Source organism: Rhodopila sp., from assembly GCF_035548095.1.
Classification (GTDB): Bacteria; Pseudomonadota; Alphaproteobacteria; order Acetobacterales; family Acetobacteraceae; genus Rhodopila.
On record NZ_DASZUV010000007.1, the window covers coordinates 106,538 to 124,710 of the forward strand.

16 protein-coding genes are annotated in these 18,173 nt (G+C 67.2%); 7 read left to right on the forward strand and 9 right to left on the reverse strand.

Annotated features, from left to right (window positions below; all coding sequences use genetic code 11):
* Positions 1–6: 6 nt before the first annotated feature.
* Positions 7–1,200: an ergothioneine biosynthesis protein EgtB gene (gene egtB / locus VHC04_RS08010; RefSeq protein ID WP_325679838.1), complete on the forward strand. Its 1,194-nt coding sequence runs from the start codon at positions 7–9 to the stop codon at positions 1,198–1,200.
* A gap of 56 nt (positions 1,201–1,256) precedes the next feature.
* On the forward strand, positions 1,257–2,264 hold the full coding sequence (egtD, locus tag VHC04_RS08015) for an L-histidine N(alpha)-methyltransferase (protein WP_325679840.1): 1,008 nt from the start codon (positions 1,257–1,259) through the stop codon (positions 2,262–2,264).
* A 181-nt stretch (positions 2,265–2,445) separates the two neighbouring features.
* Here egtD and VHC04_RS08020 read toward each other — a convergent pair whose 3' ends face one another.
* A complete protein-coding gene (locus VHC04_RS08020) occupies positions 2,446–2,961 on the reverse strand; it encodes a sigma-70 family RNA polymerase sigma factor (protein ID WP_325679842.1) in 516 nt (171 codons plus the stop codon).
* A 314-nt stretch (positions 2,962–3,275) separates the two neighbouring features.
* Between VHC04_RS08020 and VHC04_RS08025 the strand changes: the two genes are divergently transcribed.
* Positions 3,276–4,064, forward strand: a complete 789-nt coding sequence (locus VHC04_RS08025; RefSeq protein WP_325679844.1) for a lytic transglycosylase domain-containing protein — start codon at positions 3,276–3,278, stop codon at positions 4,062–4,064.
* Positions 4,065–4,195: 131 nt separating this feature from the next.
* On the opposite strand, the gene VHC04_RS08030 is transcribed toward VHC04_RS08025, so the two are convergent.
* The 3 genes from VHC04_RS08030 to VHC04_RS08040 are packed head-to-tail and all read right to left on the reverse strand — an operon-like array spanning position 4,196 to position 6,270.
* Positions 4,196–4,528, reverse strand: a complete 333-nt coding sequence (locus tag VHC04_RS08030; protein WP_325679845.1) for a DMT family transporter — start codon at positions 4,526–4,528, stop codon at positions 4,196–4,198.
* A 24-nt stretch (positions 4,529–4,552) separates the two neighbouring features.
* Complete coding sequence (locus VHC04_RS08035; RefSeq protein ID WP_325679847.1) at positions 4,553–5,548, reverse strand: glycosyltransferase family 2 protein; 996 nt, start codon at positions 5,546–5,548, stop codon at positions 4,553–4,555.
* Entirely contained in the window at positions 5,545–6,270 is a 726-nt protein-coding gene (locus VHC04_RS08040) for a class I SAM-dependent methyltransferase (RefSeq protein ID WP_325679849.1), read from the reverse strand. Before VHC04_RS08040 ends, VHC04_RS08035 begins: the two co-directional genes overlap by 4 nt.
* A 96-nt stretch (positions 6,271–6,366) precedes the next feature.
* Here VHC04_RS08040 and VHC04_RS08045 point away from each other — a divergent pair, with 96 nt between their 5' ends.
* Positions 6,367–7,350 (forward strand): DMT family transporter, encoded by a 984-nt coding sequence (locus VHC04_RS08045; RefSeq protein WP_325679851.1) that lies wholly within the window; start codon positions 6,367–6,369, stop codon positions 7,348–7,350.
* 232 nt (positions 7,351–7,582) lie between these two features.
* Here VHC04_RS08045 and VHC04_RS08050 read toward each other — a convergent pair whose 3' ends face one another.
* The 5 genes from VHC04_RS08050 to aroB form a co-directional block, all read right to left on the reverse strand.
* Entirely contained in the window at positions 7,583–8,839 is a 1,257-nt protein-coding gene (locus VHC04_RS08050; protein WP_325679853.1) for an ABC transporter substrate-binding protein, read from the reverse strand.
* Between the two features lie 116 nt (positions 8,840–8,955).
* Complete coding sequence (locus tag VHC04_RS08055; RefSeq protein ID WP_325679855.1) at positions 8,956–9,495, reverse strand: hypothetical protein; 540 nt, start codon at positions 9,493–9,495, stop codon at positions 8,956–8,958.
* 13 nt (positions 9,496–9,508) lie between these two features.
* Complete coding sequence (locus VHC04_RS08060) at positions 9,509–11,560, reverse strand: alkyl/aryl-sulfatase (RefSeq protein WP_325679857.1); 2,052 nt, start codon at positions 11,558–11,560, stop codon at positions 9,509–9,511.
* Between the two features lie 150 nt (positions 11,561–11,710).
* A complete protein-coding gene (locus tag VHC04_RS08065) occupies positions 11,711–12,751 on the reverse strand; it encodes an AraC family transcriptional regulator (RefSeq protein WP_325679859.1) in 1,041 nt (346 codons plus the stop codon).
* Between the two features lie 734 nt (positions 12,752–13,485).
* Entirely contained in the window at positions 13,486–15,165 is a 1,680-nt protein-coding gene (gene aroB / locus VHC04_RS08070; RefSeq protein ID WP_325679861.1) for a 3-dehydroquinate synthase, read from the reverse strand.
* Positions 15,166–15,249: 84 nt separating this feature from the next.
* Between aroB and VHC04_RS08075 the strand changes: the two genes are divergently transcribed.
* The 3 genes from VHC04_RS08075 to secD all read left to right on the forward strand — a co-directional run bounded on the left by VHC04_RS08075 (position 15,250) and on the right by secD (position 18,166).
* Positions 15,250–15,393, forward strand: coding sequence for a hypothetical protein (locus VHC04_RS08075; RefSeq protein WP_325679863.1), 144 nt, complete (start codon positions 15,250–15,252; stop codon positions 15,391–15,393).
* A gap of 72 nt (positions 15,394–15,465) precedes the next feature.
* Positions 15,466–16,368, forward strand: a complete 903-nt coding sequence (locus tag VHC04_RS08080) for a site-specific tyrosine recombinase XerD (RefSeq protein ID WP_325679865.1) — start codon at positions 15,466–15,468, stop codon at positions 16,366–16,368.
* 220 nt (positions 16,369–16,588) lie between these two features.
* On the forward strand, positions 16,589–18,166 hold the full coding sequence (gene secD, locus VHC04_RS08085; RefSeq protein WP_325679868.1) for a protein translocase subunit SecD: 1,578 nt from the start codon (positions 16,589–16,591) through the stop codon (positions 18,164–18,166).
* Positions 18,167–18,173: the final 7 nt, after the last annotated feature.

Here is an 18,173-nt window from a genome sequence, read left to right on the forward strand (position 1 = left end):
GAGGCTATGGACGACATTCTGGCGCATCGGGCGTCGCCATGGACGCGGCTGCTGGACCGGTACCGCGGCGTGCGGGACCACACCGACATGCTGGCCCGCGGGCTGAGCGCCGAGGACCAGTGCGTCCAGTCGATGCCGGATGCCAGCCCGGTGAAATGGCATCGCGCCCACACGACCTGGTTCTTCGAGCAGTTCGTGCTGGTGCCGTTCCAGCCGGGCTACCGCGTGTTCGATCCGGGCTTCGGCTACCTGTTCAACTCCTACTACGAGGCGGTGGGGGCCCGGCACCCGCGGCCGGCGCGCGGCCTGCTGACCCGTCCGCCGGCGGAGCAGATCAGCGCCTATCGCCGCCATGTCGATGCGGCGATGCAACGGGCGGCGCTGCCGGACGCGGCGCTGCCGATCGTGGAGCTGGGGCTGCAGCACGAGCAGCAGCACCAGGAGCTGCTGGTGACGGATATCCTGCATTTGTTCTCGATGAACCCGCTGACGCCGGCGGCGATGCCGTGGTGGCCCGAACCGGAGGGCGATGCCGAGCCGACGACCTTCCTGACGGCGGGCGAGGGCCATTACGAGATCGGATTTTCCGGCGACGGGTTCTGCTTCGACAACGAAACGCCGCTGCACCGCGTGTGGCTGCCGGGGTTCGCCATTGCGTCGAGGCTGGTGCGCAACAGTGACTGGGCGGACTTCATCGCGGACGGGGGCTACCGGACCGTGTCGCTGTGGATGTCCGACGGCTGGGCGGCGGCCCGGGCGGAGGACTGGCAGGCGCCGCTGCACTGGCGGCAGGATGATGGTGCCTGGTTCCAGTTCGGGCCCGGGGGATTGCAGCCACTGATGCCCGACGCGCCGGTGCGCCATGTCAGCTGGTATGAAGCCGACGCCTTCGCTCGCTGGGCGGGTGCTCGGCTGCCGACCGAAGCGGAATGGGAAGCCGCCGCCACGCTGCCGGAGATGGCGGAGCAGACCGGCCATGTCTGGCAATGGACGGAAAGCGCCTATCGGCCCTATCCCGGATACCGCCCGGCACCGGGCGCGATCGGTGAATACAACGGCAAGTTCATGGTCAACCAGATGGTGCTGCGCGGCGGGTCGGCCGCGACGCCGGAGGGACACACCAGGCCGACGTACCGGAACTTCTTCCATCCCGATAAGCGCTGGCAGTTCAGTGGGCTGCGCCTGGCCAGGGATCTGTGACCAGAGATCTGTGACCGGGGATCTGTAACAAGGGCGACCTGCAGCAGGAGCGAAACGTGCCGAACGATACCGGACTTTGGCCGCCCGCCCGGAAGGACGGCGACGCAGAGCGGAACGGGCAGACGGGCGGCCCGCCGCGCGACGACGTTGCGCGGGCGGCGCTGGCGGGGCTGACGGCGACGCCGAAGACCTTGCCGCCCTGGCTGTTCTACGACCCGGAAGGCTGCCGCCTGTTCTACGAGATCACGCGGCTGCCGGAATATTACCTGACCCGCACCGAGGACTCCGTCCTGGCCGCCCATGTCGCGGAGATGGTGCCGGACACGATGCGGCATGCCACCCTGGTGGAATTCGGCGCCAGCACCGAACACAAGGCACGCCGCCTGCTGGACCTGCGCGACGCGGCGGGCACGCCGGTGTTCGATACGTTCGTGCCGGTCGATGTTGCCCAGGCGGAACTGATGGCGATGCGTGCCCGGCTGGCGCGGTCGCATCCGGCGCTGCGCGTCAAGCCGGTGGTGGCCGACTTCATGCGGCCGCTGGCGCTGCCCGGGCTGACGGGACCGGTCATGGGCTACTTCCCGGGCTCGACGATCGGCAACCTGAATCCGGTGGACGCGGCCGATTTCCTGGTTCGGGTTCGCGCGGCGCTGGGTGAGGGGGCGTGGCTGCTGCTGGGAGCGGATCTGCGCAAGGACCCGGCGATCGTGCTGCCGGCCTATGACGACGCGGCGGGCGTGACGGCGGCCTTCAACCTGAACCTGCTGACCCGCTTGAACCGGGAGGCGGACGGCCGGTTCGACCTGGCGGCGTTTGCGCACCGAGCCGTGTGGAATGACCGGGACAGCCGGATCGAGATGCACCTGGTGTCGAGGACCGAGCAGTCCGTGCCGGTTGCCGGCCGGACGATCCGGTTTCACGAGGGTGAAACGATCCACACGGAGAACAGCTACAAGCATCCCCCCGCCGCGCTGCGGGCATTGGCGCGCTCCGCCGGATGGCAGGCGGAACGCAGCTGGACCGACGCGGCCGGCTGGTTCGGCGTATTCCTGTTCCGGTCCTGAGCCGCACCATCCGGCGCGGCGCTTAACCGGTCACGCACCCGCCTCATGTCGGGTTGCCCGTCGTGGGGCTGCCGTCATGGGGGTACCCGCCACGACGAAGCGGCCCCGCCGGCACCCGGGCGGCCTGGCCTGAGAGGGATGCTCGCCGCCGGAATCTGGAGGGGAAAGCCGTCCGGCGCCCTTATACGGGCGTGGCGGCCGCCAGATGGCTGGACGGGGCCTCGCACTCGCCGACCAGCAGGCCGCGCAGGTGCAGGCGGGCTCGGTGGACCCGGCTCTTGAGCGTGCCGACGGCGCAGCCGGTTTCCTCGGCCGCGTCCTCGTAGGATTTTTCCTGCAGCACCACCATGAACAGCGCCTCGCGCTGCTCGTTTGGCAGGTCCTGCAGCGCGTGGCCCAGCTCGCGCAGGGCCGTCCGGTCCTCATGCGTCGCGGCGACCGGCTGTTCCGGAATGGTTTCGATATCGGCGAAGATCTTCCTCCGGCGAACAGAGCTGATGAAGTGATTGATCATGATGCGCCGCACCCAGGCGGCGAAATTGGTGCCGGGGATGAAGCAGTGGCGGGCGGCCAGTGCCTTGGTGGCGACGTCCTGGGTCAAATCATCGGCTGCGGCCCGGTCCCGCGTCAGGGCCAGGGCCCAGACCCGCATTTTCGGCATGAAGATAATGAGCTGTTCGTGGAATTCGTCCGTCATCGCAATCTCCTGATGAGCGAGGCGTCGCGTGCCCCCATCACCTGTGGCGCGAGACGAGCACGGGCAACCGGCCTGACGGGTTGGTGATCGGCCTCCGTCCGACGGCTCTCGCACAGGTGATCGAAAACGCGGCGGATCGATGCAACCGCGGGGCTTGGCGGGGGCCAAGGTTTCGCGAACCGTGCGGCGACGGGCAGGAGCGAGAAGTCATACTACCAAAGATAGTATTTCTTTCGTGAACCTCGACGTAGGGGCGTGACTGCGCGGTCATTTCTTGTCGCATTTCCGTTTGCGGCTGCTGTAAGACCGTCCGCATGCGCGCATTGCTGTGTTTTTTCCTTCTGGCGCCGGGATTGGCCTTGGCCGGGCAGGACTTTCCGGAACAGGTGGCAATGCAGTTCCCGTCGCCGGTCCGGCCGGCGACGATGAGGCCGGCGACGATCCGGCCGGTGGCCGACCGGCCGATCCAGCCGCGTCCGGCCAGCTCCCGCGGGCCGCGCTCGCCGGTCCTGGATCCGGCCGGGCAATGCGAGTCCGCCGTCGCCGCGGCCGAGGACGCCGGCCGCCTGCCGCCCCGCCTGCTGGGCGCGATCGCATTGACCGAAACCGGCCGCAAGGACCCGAAGACCGGCACGTTCCGCCCCTGGCCCTGGAGCATCAACGCCGAAGGGCAGGGTCAGTTCTTCGCCTCGGCCCAGGATGCGATCGCCGCGGTGAAGGATCTGCAGGCGCGCGGCGTGCAGTCGATCGATGTCGGCTGCATGCAGGTGAACCTGATGTATCACCCGCGTGCCTTCGCCTCGCTGGAGGAAGCGTTCGATCCGCGCCGGAACGCGCTGTACGCGGCCCGGTACCTGAACGCGCTGTATGGCACCTATAAGGACTGGGTCCAGGCCGCCGGAGCCTACCATTCCGAGACGCCGTCGCTGGCGGAGCCCTATCGCCAGCAGGTATTGGCGCGCTGGCAGAACCCGACCTTGAAGAACCGGACGCCACCGGCGGTGCAGTATCGCGATTTCGTGGCCTTCGTCGATGTCTATGGCGCTTTTTCACAGAGCAAGCGCGTCTATGGCGCCTTCACCACGGGCAGCGGCTACCGCTGACCTTGCGGCGCCGTTCCCGGCGACGGCCCTGAAGCGCGAGCGCCTGGAGCCGGCGGTGAGAGGGCATGACTCGCGCCCTTGAATCAAAGAGTTGACGAAGCATGATAAGGCCGGCCTGACCCCATCCTGCTTCAGGACAGGGCCAGCACCACCACCCCGGCGCAGATCAGGCCCACCGCGCCGACCCGCATCGCGCCCAGCGCCTCATTGAACGCGTAATGGCCGATCAGCAGCGCGGCGACGTAGGATACTGCGGTGAACGGCAGCGCCACCGACATCGGGATGCGCCGTAGCGCGACGATGTACAGCAGCGCCGCCCCGCCATACAGCACCAGCCCGACCAGCGTCCTCGGGTCGAACAGCTGGCCCAGGAAGCTCGACGCCCCGGCACCCGCCTTCAGCAGGGCCTGGCCGCCCATGCTGGTGACGATCGCGGCGGCCAGCGCGCTCCAGTACAGGCTCATGCCGCGACCCTCATGCTGCCACCGTCATGCCTGCTCCGGCGGGCCGCCGCGGCGCGTCAGGCGCACCGTGCCCTGCGGCTTGCCATTGGCCGACAGGAAGGTGCGGCCGACATATTCGCCCAGCACGCCCAGGATCATCGACTGCACGCCGGAGACCAGCAGCAGCACCGTCATGGTGGAGGCCCAGCCGGACGGGGTGCCATGGGTGAACAGCGCCTCGGCGATCGTCGCCGCCGCGCCGATGGCGCCGGCGATCGACATGGCCAGGCCGGCGAAGATCGCCACCCGCAGCGGCGCCAGGGAGAAGCTGGTGGCCAGGTTGAGCCATAGCCGGACCAGCCGGGTCAGCGTGTAGTTGGACCGGCCTTCCATGCGCGGCAGGTGCAGCACCGCGATGCTGTCGATGCGCTGGGTGACCTGCATGATCAGGCCGTCCACATAGGGGTAGGGACCGCCATAGCGGGTGACCGCCTGGACCACGAAGGCCGACATGCAGCGGAAGGACGACAGATAGAGCCCGGGCGGCTTGTCCAGCAGCCGGTCGGCGACCGCGTTGGCGAAGCGGCTGCCCAGGTTGCGCCAGCCGGCGTGCTGCTTCAGCGCATAGCGGGTATAGACCGCGTCCCAGCCGCCCAGCCGCGCATGGTCGTACAGGCGCACAACCTCCTCGGGCGGGTTCTGCAGGTCGTCATCCATGGTGATGACGTAGTCGCCGCGCGCGTGCCGCAGCCCGGTCATGACCGCGTTGTGCTCCCCGTAATTCCGAGCGTGCTCGATATAGGTGATCGGGACGCGGGCGGTGGGGAGCAGGGCCTGGATCACCTCGGCCGAGTTGTCGGGGCTGCCGTCATTGACCAGGACGATTTCCAGCCCGCCTTCCGGGCGCAGCTCGGACAGCGCGTCGACCAGGCGGCCGACCGTGGCGGCGCCCCGGTAGACCGGCACGACGATCGACAGTCCGACCTTGCCGTTGCCGAGGCGGACGGGATGCTCATAGGCGAGCGAAACGGTGTCGTTCATGGTTTCTCCGCGACGGCCAGCACCGACCCGCCCGCCGGCAGGGACCAGGGCAGGCGTCGTTGCAGGCGTCGTTCCAGCTCCGTCATGCCGTGCAGCATGGTATCCAGCCATGGCGGAAACACGGCGACGTCGGACGCGGCATCGCCGCGCGCCAGCAGCTTCCGCTGCACCACCATCAATGGCAGCAGCAGCCCGTTCCAGTAGCGGGCCTTGATCCGGCGGAAGCCGGCCTGGGCCAGCAGGGCGGCGGTGGCGCGGGCGGTCAGCCGGCGGGCGTTATGGACGCGCCGGTCATGCGCCGAGGCGAGCCAGGCATAGGCGGGCAGGTTCAACACCAGCCGGCCTCGCGGGCGCAGGACACGCCGGACCTCGGCGAGGGCGGTGACGGGGTCGACGGCGGTGTGGCACAGCACGTCGGCGCTGATCACCGCATCGAACCGGTCATCGGCGAAGGGCAGGGCGTTGACGCTGCCGCGCGCGACCGGCGCGGCCGCCTTGTCCCGCGCCCGGGCCGCGGCGCCCGCGTCCCATTCCAGGCCAGTCCGTTGCAGGTCCGGCCGGCGCCGCCGCAGGAAGGCCAGGAACCCGCCGGTGCCGCAGCCGGCGTCCAGCACCTGGCCGCTGACCCCGGCGAGAGCCTCGGCCAGCCGGACATGCAGGGCGCGGTACCACCACATGCGGTCCTCGGCCTGGTCCATCAGCGTGTATTCGGCGGCGTCCATGGCCGGGTGGTTGCCTCGGGACGGATTTCACCGCAAGTGGTTTGGCGCGTGTCCGGCCTGGCGGCAGACGCGGACCGGCGATGCGGGAGACGATGCTTGCCGATTATCAAGACAACCACGGTGGCAACCGGCGCGGTGGCCCCGGTGGGCGGCCGGCGGCTGACGGATAATGCGGCGGACACGGTCCGCGGCATCGGCCTCGCGGCGCTGGCCTATTGCGTGCTGTCGATCGGCGATGCGTCGGCAAAATGGGCGATGCTGCCGACCAGCGCGGCCTGGGTGCTGCTGTGGCGCGGCGCCTTCGGGGCGGCCACGATCGGGGCGGTGACCCTGGCGCGGCCGAGCGCGGGCGGGCCGGGCGCGAGTGGGCCGAACGCGGGCGGCTGGGCGCGGCTGATGCCGGTGCGCTGGAAGTTATTGCTGGTGCGGGCCGGCCTGTCGTCCTTCACCACCATTGCCTGGTACCTGTCCTGGCGGCGGATGCAACTGGCCGATACCTATGCGCTGGGCTTCACCGCGCCGCTGCTGATGACCCTGCTGGCGGTGCCGCTGCTGCGCGAACGGATCCGCTGGCGTCGCATGCTGTCCACGGTGCTGGGGTTCGGCGGCGTGCTGATCATGCTGCGGCCCAGCGGCGGGCTGTGGAATCCGGCGCTGCCGCTGCTGATGGCCGGGATCGTCGCCATGGCCGTGACGCGCATCCAGGCTCGGCAGTTGTCGCTGACCGAGACGCCGGAATGCCAGGCGTTCTGGCTGATGGTCTCGCACGGGCTGATGGGGCTGGCGCTGCTGGGCCTGTTCCCGCCCGCCGGGTTCGGGGATTGGGCGGTATGGGGCGCGCTGGCGTTCCTGGGCATCTCCAGCGGGCTGGCGCACTGGATCTTCACCCAGGCGTACGGGCTGGCGCCGGTGTCGGCCTTGGCCCCCTATGAATACACGATGCTGATCTGGGGTGGCGCGGCCGGGTTCGTGCTGTTCGGCGAAGTGCCGTCGTGGAGCACGGTCATCGGCGCGGCCATCGTTGCGGCGGCGGGACTTTACAACCTGCACCGGGAGCGGGTGCGGCGGGGGGAGGAGTGAGGGGGCGGTGCCGTCGACCTGCCCCGGCACCAGCTTGCCGCTGGCTTTGCAGGCTGCCGCCGACGAAAGCATCGGGTGCCACGATCAGTATCGCCCGAACTGGCTTCTCGGAACGGACCCCTCGGAACGGACCCCTCGGAACGGGTCCCTCGGAACGGGTCCCTCGGAACGGGCTCAGCACAGATCCGCGCCGCCCGCCACAGGGAGATCCGCCCGGTTCACTGCCGTTCCCCTACGTGTGAACCAGCGGGCAATGCCCCTCGCTCATCGGCCGGAACGCCTGATCCGCCGGGATGGTATGGATCAGCTTGTAGTAGTCCCACGGATACCGGCTCTCACCCGGTGCTTTCACCTGAAACAGATGCATCGGGTTCAGCTTCCGCCCGTCGGCGCGGATGCTGCCCTTGCCGTAGACGGAATCCTCCACCGGCATCGCCTTCATCCGGGTGATCACCGCGCGCCCTGACGCCTTGGCCTTGTCGGCGCCCAGGTCGGCGCCCAGGTCGGCCACGGCCTTCAGGTAGTGCGTCACCGCCGAGTAGTCTCCGGCCTGGATCATGTTCGGCATCTTGCCGCCCGTCAGCGGCGCATATCGCCTGGCGAAGGCGCGGGTGCCGTCGTTCATGTCCCAGTACCAGGCCTCGGTCAGCAGCAGGCCCTGGGCGGTGGCGAGGCCCAGCCCATGCACGTCCGGAATGGTCAGCAACAGCGCCGCGAGCCTGGTGCCGGAGCGGCCGATGCCGAACTCGGCAGCCTGCTTCACGCAGTTCACGGTGTTGTCGCCGCTGTTGGCCAGTCCGATCACCTGCGCGCCGCTCGCCTTGGCCTGCAGCAGGAACGTCGAGAAATCGGTCGTTTCGGGGAACGGATGCAGCACCGTGCCGATCACCTTGCCGCCGGCGGCCACGACGGCGCGTGTCGTGTCGCTCGCCAGCAGCTTGCCGAACGTGTAGTCGGCGGCGATGAAATACCAGGTGGTGCCGCCTTCCGCCACCAGCGCCGTGCCGGTGCAGTTGCCCAGCGACCAGGTATCATACGTCCATTGCACGTGGTTGGGACTGCACGCCTTGCCAGTCAGGTCGGAGCTGGCGGGGGCGGTGAACACCGCCGCCTTGTCCTTCTCCCGCACCAGCCCGGCAATGGCCAGCGCGGCGGCCGAATTGTTCACGTTGGTGATGACGTCGACGCCGCGCTGGTCGAACCATTCCCGCGCGATGCCTTGCGCGATATCGGCCTTGCTCTGGTAGTCCGCCGCCATCACCTCGACGGTCCAGCCAGGATGCGCCCGCATGAAATCCTCGGCCGCCATCTTCGTCGCGTTCACCGACCCCTCACCGGTGCCGTTGGCGTTGGGGCCGTTCAGATCGGTCAGGATGCCGATGCGGATGGTGGTGTCGGACGCCGCCACGGCGGGTGCCCCGACCGCGACGGCCAGGCCGCCGGCCGCGGCCGAGCCCAGCACTGCGCGCCGTCCGATCGATTCCGCCATGTCGTCTCTCCCGCTCCGATTCTTGGGCGGGATGGTAGCCTTGTATCGGCGGCGTGGCGAGCCACCGACATCGCGTCGGCGGTCGTGGCGGACGTACGGAGACGGGATCCTGTCGCCTACGCGCAAACGAAGCGGCTGAACCCGACCCTGGGATAAGCGGCATTCCAGGTCGAGAGCAGAGAAGCGTATCGTGGCGGGTCGGTGTCCAAGATCACGAGCTTTTCCGCCAAGGCCCGATCGAACGACAGACGGCCCGCCGCAATCTCGCGCATCGTGAGCTCGGAACTGACCAGGACGGCGTCCCTGTCACGTGGATCGCGCGCCGAAAGGTTGGGTGGGACCACCTGGCAATTCGGATCGAATCCGCTGGGCGTGGGGCGGAAGAAAGCCCAGGTCCGGCTTTCGATCAGCAGGACGAAGAAGTCCGGCAGCGCCAGGAAATCCTCCAGGCGTTGCGTCCACTCCAGTCTCTGCCGCACCGCCCGCAACGTCTCGACGGCATCGAGCCGTAGCCTGATGCCATCCAGCGCGTCATCCTCACCGCCCGGTTCGGACAGCAGGCCGGCATCGATGGCTCGCCTCGTTTCGACCGCGACGGACAAGCCGTCCGGATGATCGACGCTGAACTCGATCCGAAGGTCGCAGATCGTGCACACAGGATGCGCTCGTTCAAGAGGTTACGATATTAAACCAGAAATCGAAGGTATCGAGGCATGAGACAAAGTTGGAGAGTTTCTTCGGATCGCCGGTCAGCTTGGCCTTGCCCGCGACGATTTGTTTTTCCATCGTCGCGGTGCCGAGCATGACGTCATTGAGAGCATCGCGGGTGGTGACGATAGACGCGTCGGCATCGGGGTCGGAGCGGTCCTTGGAGTAATGAATGGCCGCATTCTCGACGCCCAGGACATATTTCTCCTTGGTGTCGGTCAGCTCAAGATTGAACGCCACTGTCAGGTCGGCGGCGCGATCCCCGTTCAGTCGCACGCCGAGGAAATCAAAGAACATCTCGATCGGCATTGCTCTGATCGTGTCAGGGCTCGCGGTGTTGGGAACTGGCAGCTTCGTAACCCCACGGCGCAGCTCCAGCGCGCCGGTGAGGTAGAAGTTGCGCCAAGGCCCCGATTCAGCCTGGTAACCCAGCTGTTCATAGGCATCGGCCAGAAGGTTTTTTGCCGCGGTATTATCCGGATCGGCGAAGACCACGTGATTGACGACTTCGGCGACCCACCGATAATCGCCTTCGTCATATGATTGTCTTGCTTGGCGTAGGACATTGTCCGCGCCGCCCATGAAGGCGACATAACGCCGCCCGGAGTCGACCGGTGTGTGCCTGTGCAGATTAGCGGGAACGCCATCGAAGAAGCCAAGCCGCAGGTTGTACTGCGCGACGGCGTCGTGATAGACACTGCCATAATAGCTACGACATGCCCACTGCACAGCGAGCGTCGGCGGCAGCCTGATCTTATCCCCGATCTCGCGTGGAGTCATGCCGCTATTGGCCATGCGCATCGTCTGATCGTGCAGGAACCGATACATGTCGCGCTGTGACTTGACCAGGGCAACCACCCGCTCATTGCCCCAGGTCGGCCAGTGATGGGATGCGAACAGGACCTGCATTTCGCCGCCGAACATGTCCAGGACCTGTTGCAGGTATTTCGACCACAGCAATCCATCGCGAACCTTGGCGCCGCGCAGCGTGTAGAGGTTGTGCAGCGTATGCGTCACATCCTCGGCCGCGCAGAACGCCTTGTACTTCGGCACGTAGAACATGAACTCGGCCGGCGCCTCCGATTCGGGCGCCATGATCACGTGAAGGTCGATGCCATCGATCGTGATGGTCTGCCCGGTCTTCGTCGCGAGGTCGGTGGGTACCACGATGCCGATCGTGCCTGTCGACGTTGTCTTGCCCAGCCCCCCGTCGACCTGTCCAGTGGGGCTCTTGCCGATCAGATTACCGTACATGTAGCTGGCGCGGCGGCTCATCGCATTGCCGGCGATGATGTTCTCCCCCACCGCGGCCTGGGTAAAATCGTCCGGCGCAAGCACCTTGACCTTCCCGGCATCCAGGTCCGCCCGCGTCACGAGGCTGCGCACACCGCCATAATGGTCCACGTGACTATGTGTGTAGATCACCGCCACGACCGGCTTGTTGCCCAGTTTCGGAATCACGAGCTGCTGCCAGACGGTCTTGCTGACTTCTTCCGAAATCAGGGGATCGATGACGATGTATCCGGTGTTCGTCCGGATGATGCTCATCACCGAAAGATCGTAGCCCCGGACTTGCCAGATGCCATCCACGACTTCGAACAAGCCATGGATCATGTTCAGCTTCGCCATCCGCCACAGGCTCGGGTTCACCGTGTCCGGCGCGTCCTCGGTTTCAGTGACCTTGATGAATTCGTAGCTTGTCGCGTCCCATACCGGCACGCCATCGCTATTGCGGATCACCACCGGGTCGGGCAGCGAGGCGATCAGACCGCGGCGCGCGTCGGCGAAATCCCGCGTATCGTTGAAATGAAGACCTTGCCGGTAAAGATCGTTAATGCCTTTCGTGGCGGCTGTCGCGGGCTTGGGGGATGCCCCGCCGCCGCCGGAGAGCGGCGGTGCGTCCTGCGCTGAAGCGGCCGGGATACTTCCAGGCAGGCCCGCCGCAAGCCCAATGGCCGCCGCCCCCTTCAGAAAATCGGAGCGCCGGATACCAGAACGTTTGTTGTTGGACACTGTGTTCCTCCTAGCAACATTCCAGCCGGACTGTATCCATCACGCCCATTTGAAACATTCCCAATCGCGGTCTTTTCAACCGCCGGCGCTAAACATGTTCGTGAGGCCCGTGGAATGTCGTCGATGCTAGCTTGCCGCGGCCGGAACCTCCTATGCAAATTCCGAAAATTCCAATGGCATCGGCGCCGGCTCAGTGGCGGGCCGGCGAAGCGTCGTGGATGGCGATTCACCGAAATGCCGCCGGTATTCCACGGCGAACCGGCCAAATTCCCAGAAGCCGAAACGCGCGGCAATGTCGGAGACACGCACGACGGCGGATGTTTCGTATTGCAATGCGCGCCGTGCGAGATGCAGCCTTCGAAGGCGCAGATAGCGCGATGGGCTCATCCCAAGATGGTCCTGGCAACAAAGCTGCAGGGCGCGCTCGCTGATCCCTAATTTCTGGCAAATCTCCAGCATATAGAACGGCTTTTCAGGGTCTTCCCGTAGTAACTCATCCAGCTGTCGTAGATGCCTGGTGCGTTTGCGCCAGGCGGCACCGCGCGGATTTTCCTCCTTGAGCGACGTGCAGCGCAGGAACAGGGACAGCAGATGCTGTTCCAAGGCGTGGCATGTGCTCGGATGAAACAACACATCGGGATCGCTGCGCGCCCGCCCCGCGGCCAAGGCATGCAAGCGTCGAAGCCGCTGTAACTCGGTTGGTGACGGAATGACGTGCTTACCGCCCACCGGAATGCGAACGATGAGGCCTACGTCCTCTGCCAACGCGGCAAGAGTGCTTGAAGTCAGCGATAGGGCACTCCAGCCCAGGCCATCCACTGACCTTTGATGTGTTTGCTGGCCGGGTTCGTACAGGACCAGATGATCAGGCCGCACTTCCGCCCCATCACTAAAGAATCCATGGCGGTGGTCGGATGAGAAGAAAAGCACGGCACGATTACGCGCAAATCCAATCCGAGCGATTCTCGGTAGCGTTTCGATTCCTTTTTGCAACCACAAGCTTTTAAAATCGATGCGTGTGAGCGATCCCTCGAACCGGCCGCCGGCCGTCACGACGAGGTCGACGTCGGCGGCCCGGATGCTCACCTGAAAGTGATCAGGATCTGCATAGGTGGCGGCTCCGCAATTGACCATGCCCGAATTGACCATGCCGACCGGGCCGCCGGCGTTGTCAGGCTGACGCTGGGGCATATTCGTCCATTTCGGGCTGGTTGCTGGTGTCACTACACCGCAGGGCGTGGGGATCGTGGGCAGCGGGTATCAAGACGGAACGGCGTCCGTTCGGTCATACCCTGAGGTTTGCTCATTTTCGGGCGCTCGTCCACACTTCCGGAGACGATATATATTGGACGATATGTATCATCGGTCCGGTCCTCCTGATCGATCCGCAGCCTGTTTCAGTTCCGTCTTGATCGGCCAAAGTCGTTGATCCCGGACCTTGCCGCGGCCCAACGACGTAGGTCGCGGCGCACCGCCAGGTCGCGGATGGTCAGCTGGACGCGCTATAACGATATAGAAACAATCATATGCTGGCTCTCCTGCCGACCATTATTGAGGTTGCCCATTCTGGCGGGATGGTCAGCCCCGCCGAGATTGGAATCGCACCAATGCGTCGGCCAGGTCTCGGCGCAGCCGGATTGCGGATCGTGTGCGGCAACTATCCCCGCGGAATCCGGGTGATAGTCCGAACGACCATGCCGGGCATGGACGCCACGGCCTCCCGCGTGCAACCGACCATATACGGTGTCGGAATGGCATTGCGGATATCATGCAGAGGACTGGCGGGCGGCGATGGCCTGACTGTAAACTGTCGAGGGCGGGACGCAGGTTGGAGCGCGGATGCCATGGCCATGCCCGCGCAGCCGTTCCACGATATCCAGCAGCAGGAGTGTTGTCGGAGGCCAGTCGGTGTAGCCGGTCTGTCCCTACGCCTCGCACCCCTCATCGCGCAGCAGCTCGGTCACCGCGTCCGGCGGTACATCGGCGCTGGTGAAGGCCTGCCCGATCCCGCGCGTCAGCACGAAATGCAGCGCCCCGTCACGCATCTTCTTGTCCCGCCGCATATGCCCGATCAGCGTCGACGCCGAGAACCGGCGGTTCAGCATCGACAGGTCCGCCGGCAGACCCACCCCCGAGACATGCGCGATCACCCGTTCGGCATCTGTCTGCGGACACAGTCCCAGCCGAGCGGACAGCTTGAACGCGAGGCCCAGGCCGATCGCGACGCCCTCGCCATGCAGCAGCCCGCCATCATAGCCATACTCGGCCTCCAGCGCGTGGCCGAAGGTATGGCCGAGGTTCAGTAGGGCACGGCCGTCATTCGGCTTCTCCTCACGCTCATCGTCGCCCACCACCGCCGCCTTGAAGGCACAGGCGCGCTTGATCGCCTCGGCCTGCGCCTCCCGATCGCCGGCGACCACGCCCGGCCCGTGCCGCTCGCACCACGCGAAGAACGCGGCATCGCCGATCAGCCCGGCCTTGGCGATCTCGGCGTAGCCCGCCCGCAACTCCCGCGGCGGCAGGGTGGCCAGCGTGCCGGTATCCGCCAGCACCATGCGCGGCTGGTAGAAGGCGCCGACCAGGTTCTTGCCCCGCCGCGTGTTCACCCCGGTCTTGCCGCCCACCGAGGAATCCACCTGCGACAGCAGCGTCGTCGGAATCTGCACGAAGGGCAGGCCGCGCAGGGTCGTCGCCGCCGCGAACCCGGCCAGGTCGCCGACCACGCCGCCGCCCAGCGCGATCACCGCCGTCCGCCGCTCCACCCGCGACTCCAGCAACTGGTCGACGACATCCAGATAGGTGTCCAGGGTCTTCGTTGCCTCGCCCGGCCTGACGATGATGGAGGAGGCGGTGAACGCCGTTTCCTCCAGCCCCGCCAGCAGCGTCGGCAGATGCAGGTCGGCCACCGTCCGGTCGCTGACCACCACCGCCCGCTTCTGCTGCAGCCGGGGCGCCAGCAGCGCGCCCGCGCGACTCAGCAGGTTCTCCCCGATCACCACGTCATAGCTCGTGCTGGGCAGCACCACATGCAGCCGCCGGGCGGGGCGCCATTCCATCAGCGCATTCAGGACCTGCGCGGTGGTGTGGTCCGGATGCTCATCGCCGCAATCGACGATGACATCGGCCTCGGCATAGACCGGGTAGCGCCGGTCCATCAGGTTCCGCAGCGTGTCCTCATGGTCCCGCCCGGCCAGCAGCGGGCGGTTGTCGCGGCTGGCGACCCGCCGGACCAGGGTCTGCAGGCCGCAGCGCAGCCAGACCGACACCGCCTCGGCCCGCGTCGCCTCCCGCGTCTGCGGGTCCATGAAGGCGCCGCCGCCATAGGCCAGCACCATCGGGTCGCCGGCCAGCAGCCGGCGGATCACCCGACGCTCCCCATCCCGGAACGCCGGCTCACCGTATCGGGAGAACAACTCGGGAATCGTGCAGCCGGCCGCCAGCTCGATCTCCTGGTCGGCGTCGCGGAATGGCAGGCCCAGACGGGCGGCAAGGCGGCGGCCGATGGAGGTCTTCCCGGCACCCATCAGGCCGACCAGCACGATGCTGCGCCCGGCCATCGTGTCGGGAAGGGGGATCGTCTCCCGTAGAGCGGTGTTGCGTGTCATGGTCGGGGACGTTAGCACACCGACCCCGGAGCAGGCGATTGCCCGCGAATCACTGCCGATCCGGGTGCGGGTTCAGGAGTGGCGATGTTTCGGATTTTCGTGGCTGTGGTCGGGGCCGGCTTGATCATCCTGGTCGGCGGTGCGCTGATCCTGGGCGCCTTTCCGCCCAACCCGCAGCCGCACCCGGTCGAAAAGGTCGTGCCGAACGACAAGTTCTCCAGCCACTGACGCGGCGGCCGGTTCGGAAGACGGCCACCCCGGAGGCGCCCGGCGCCAGGAGGCACCCTGTCAGGAGACGCCATGGACTCGCGGGTCGACGCCTTCCTGGAAATGCTGGTGGTGGAGCGCGGCGCGGCGCGCAACACCATCGCCTCCTATACGCTGGACCTGACCGACTTCGCCGACTTCGCGGCCGCCCGCGGCCAGGGCGTGGCCGCGGCTGACGCGGGGACCTGCCAGGCCTACATGGCTTCCCTGCACGCGCGCGGCCTGTCGGCCCGCACCGCCGCCCGCAGGCTGTCGGCGCTGCGGCAGTTCCACCTGTTCCTGCTGCGGGAAGGCGCGCGGACCGATGATCCGACCGGCCATCTCGACGCCCCGAAACTGCCGCGCCCGCTGCCCAAGCTGCTGTCGGAGCAGGAGGTGGACGCGCTGCTGGACGCCGCTCGGCGCAAGCCGGGCCGCACGGGTGCGCTGGCGGAAGCGGCGCTGGAGATCCTCTACGCCACCGGGATGCGGGTGTCGGAACTGCTGGCGCTGCCACGCGACGCGTTCAGCCGCGAACGCCCGGCCATCATCATCCGCGGCAAGGGCGACAAGGAACGCATGGTGCCGCTGTCGGCCCGCGCCCACACGGCCGCCTCCGCCCTGCTGGCCGCCACCGACGTGGCCAGCCGCTATCTGTTCCCCGGCCGCGACCCGCGCCAGCCACTCACCCGCCAGGCCTTCTTCCTGCTGCTGAAACAGGTGGCCGCCGAGGCCGGCCTGGATCCTGCGCGAGTCTCGCCGCACGTGCTGCGCCACGCCTTCGCGTCCCATATGCTGGCCCATGGCGCCGACCTGCGCAGCCTGCAAACCCTGCTGGGCCACGCCGACATCTCCACCGTTCAGATCTACACCCACGTCCAGACCGACCGCCTGCGCCGCATCGTCGAGACGCACCACCCGCTGTCCCGCCCGGTTTCCGATGAGGGTGGGGGGTGAGGAGAGAGACCCCCAGGGGGCGCTGCCCCCTGGCCCCCCGCAAAGGGGCACGCCCCTCTGGATCCCCCCAATAAACGGGTTCCAAGGGCGTTACGCCCTTGGCGGGGCGCAGGGGCGGCGCCCCTGCGTCTTCTTCCCACGCACCCCCACAAACACTGGACACCCGGCGGGACAGCGCATAGGACCGCCGCCGGAGTTCGGGAGCCTGGCGCAAGCAAGCATGATGTATTTCAGCAGGATGAAGACGGCCGCCATTCTGGCGGTGTGTCTGCTGGGGGTTTTGCTGGGCATCCCGAACCTGTTTTCCGCGCCGGCCGCCTGGCTGCCGTGGCGGACGGTGCATCTGGGGCTCGACCTGCGGGGCGGCAGCTACCTGCTGCTGGAGGTCGACATGGCCGCGGTGACGAAGGAGCGGCTGGAGAGTCTGGTGGACAGCGTGCGGCAGTCCCTGCGCACCGCGGGTATTTTCTATTCCAGCCTGGAGGCTCAGCCGGACCAGAACCGCGTTCTGCTGCGGTTGCGGGACGCGACCAGGACCGACGCGGCGGTGACGGCGCTGAAGCCGTTGATCAGCCCGGACGCCAACACCGGCCAGCCGGACATGACCATTGCCTCCACGCCGGACGGCACCATCACCATGACCTTGTCGCCGGCGGCGCTGGCGCAACGGGCCTCGGGGGCGATTCAGCAGTCGATCGAGATCGTGCGGCGCCGTATCGATGAGACCGGTGTGGTGGACCCGCAGATCACCCAGCAGGGCAGCAACCGGATCGTCGTGCAGTTGCCCGGCATCGGCGATCCGGACCGGATCAAGCAGTTGATCGGCAAGACCGCGCACATGACGTTCCGCCTGGTCGATGAGACCGCGAATGCCTCGGCCGGCGGTCCGCCGCCGCCCGGTGACGACTTCCTGCCGATGCAGGACCGGCCGGGTGAGAAGCTGGCCGTCCGCAAGCGCATTGACGTCGACGGCGCCGACCTGACGGACGCTCGGGCCGGCACCAACCCGGAAACCGGGGAGTGGGTGGTCAACTTCACCTTCAATTCCAATGGCGCGCGCCGGTTCGCCGACGTGACGCGGGCCAATGTGAACCACCGTTTCGCGATCGTGCTGGATGACAAGGTGATCTCGGCGCCGGTGATCCGGGAGCCGATCACCGGCGGGCGCGGCCAGATCAGCGGGTCGTTCACCGCGGCCTCGGCCAACGACCTGGCGGTGCTGTTGCGGGCCGGCGCGCTGCCGGCCCCGCTGACGGTGGTGGAGCAGCGCAGCGTGGGGCCGGAGCTGGGGGCCGACAGCATCCGCGCGGGGGCGATCTCGCTGGCGATCGGGTTCCTGCTGGTGGTCGCTTTCATGGGGGTTTTCTATGGCCTGTTCGGCTGGTTCGCGAACCTTGCGCTGATCGTGAACCTGGTCCTGATGCTGGCCATCATGTCGCTGCTGGAGGCGACGCTGACCTTGCCCGGCATGGCCGGCATCCTGCTGACCCTGGGCATGGCGGTGGATGCGAACATTCTGGTGAATGAGCGCATCCGGGAGGAGCAAAGGGCCGGCCGGCCGCCGCTGGCGGCGCTGGAGCACGGGTTCAAGCGCGCCTACAGCACCATTTTCGACAGCAACGCGACCGCCTTCCTGGCGCATGTGATGCTGTTCGTGTTCGGTTCCGGCCCGGTGCGTGGCTTTGCCGTGACCATCACGGTCGGCATCGCCACGACGCTGTTCACCAACTGGATGCTCACGCGGCTCATGGTGTCGCGCTGGTATATCGCCGCGCGTCCCAAGGTCCTGCCGGTCTGAGGAGGCC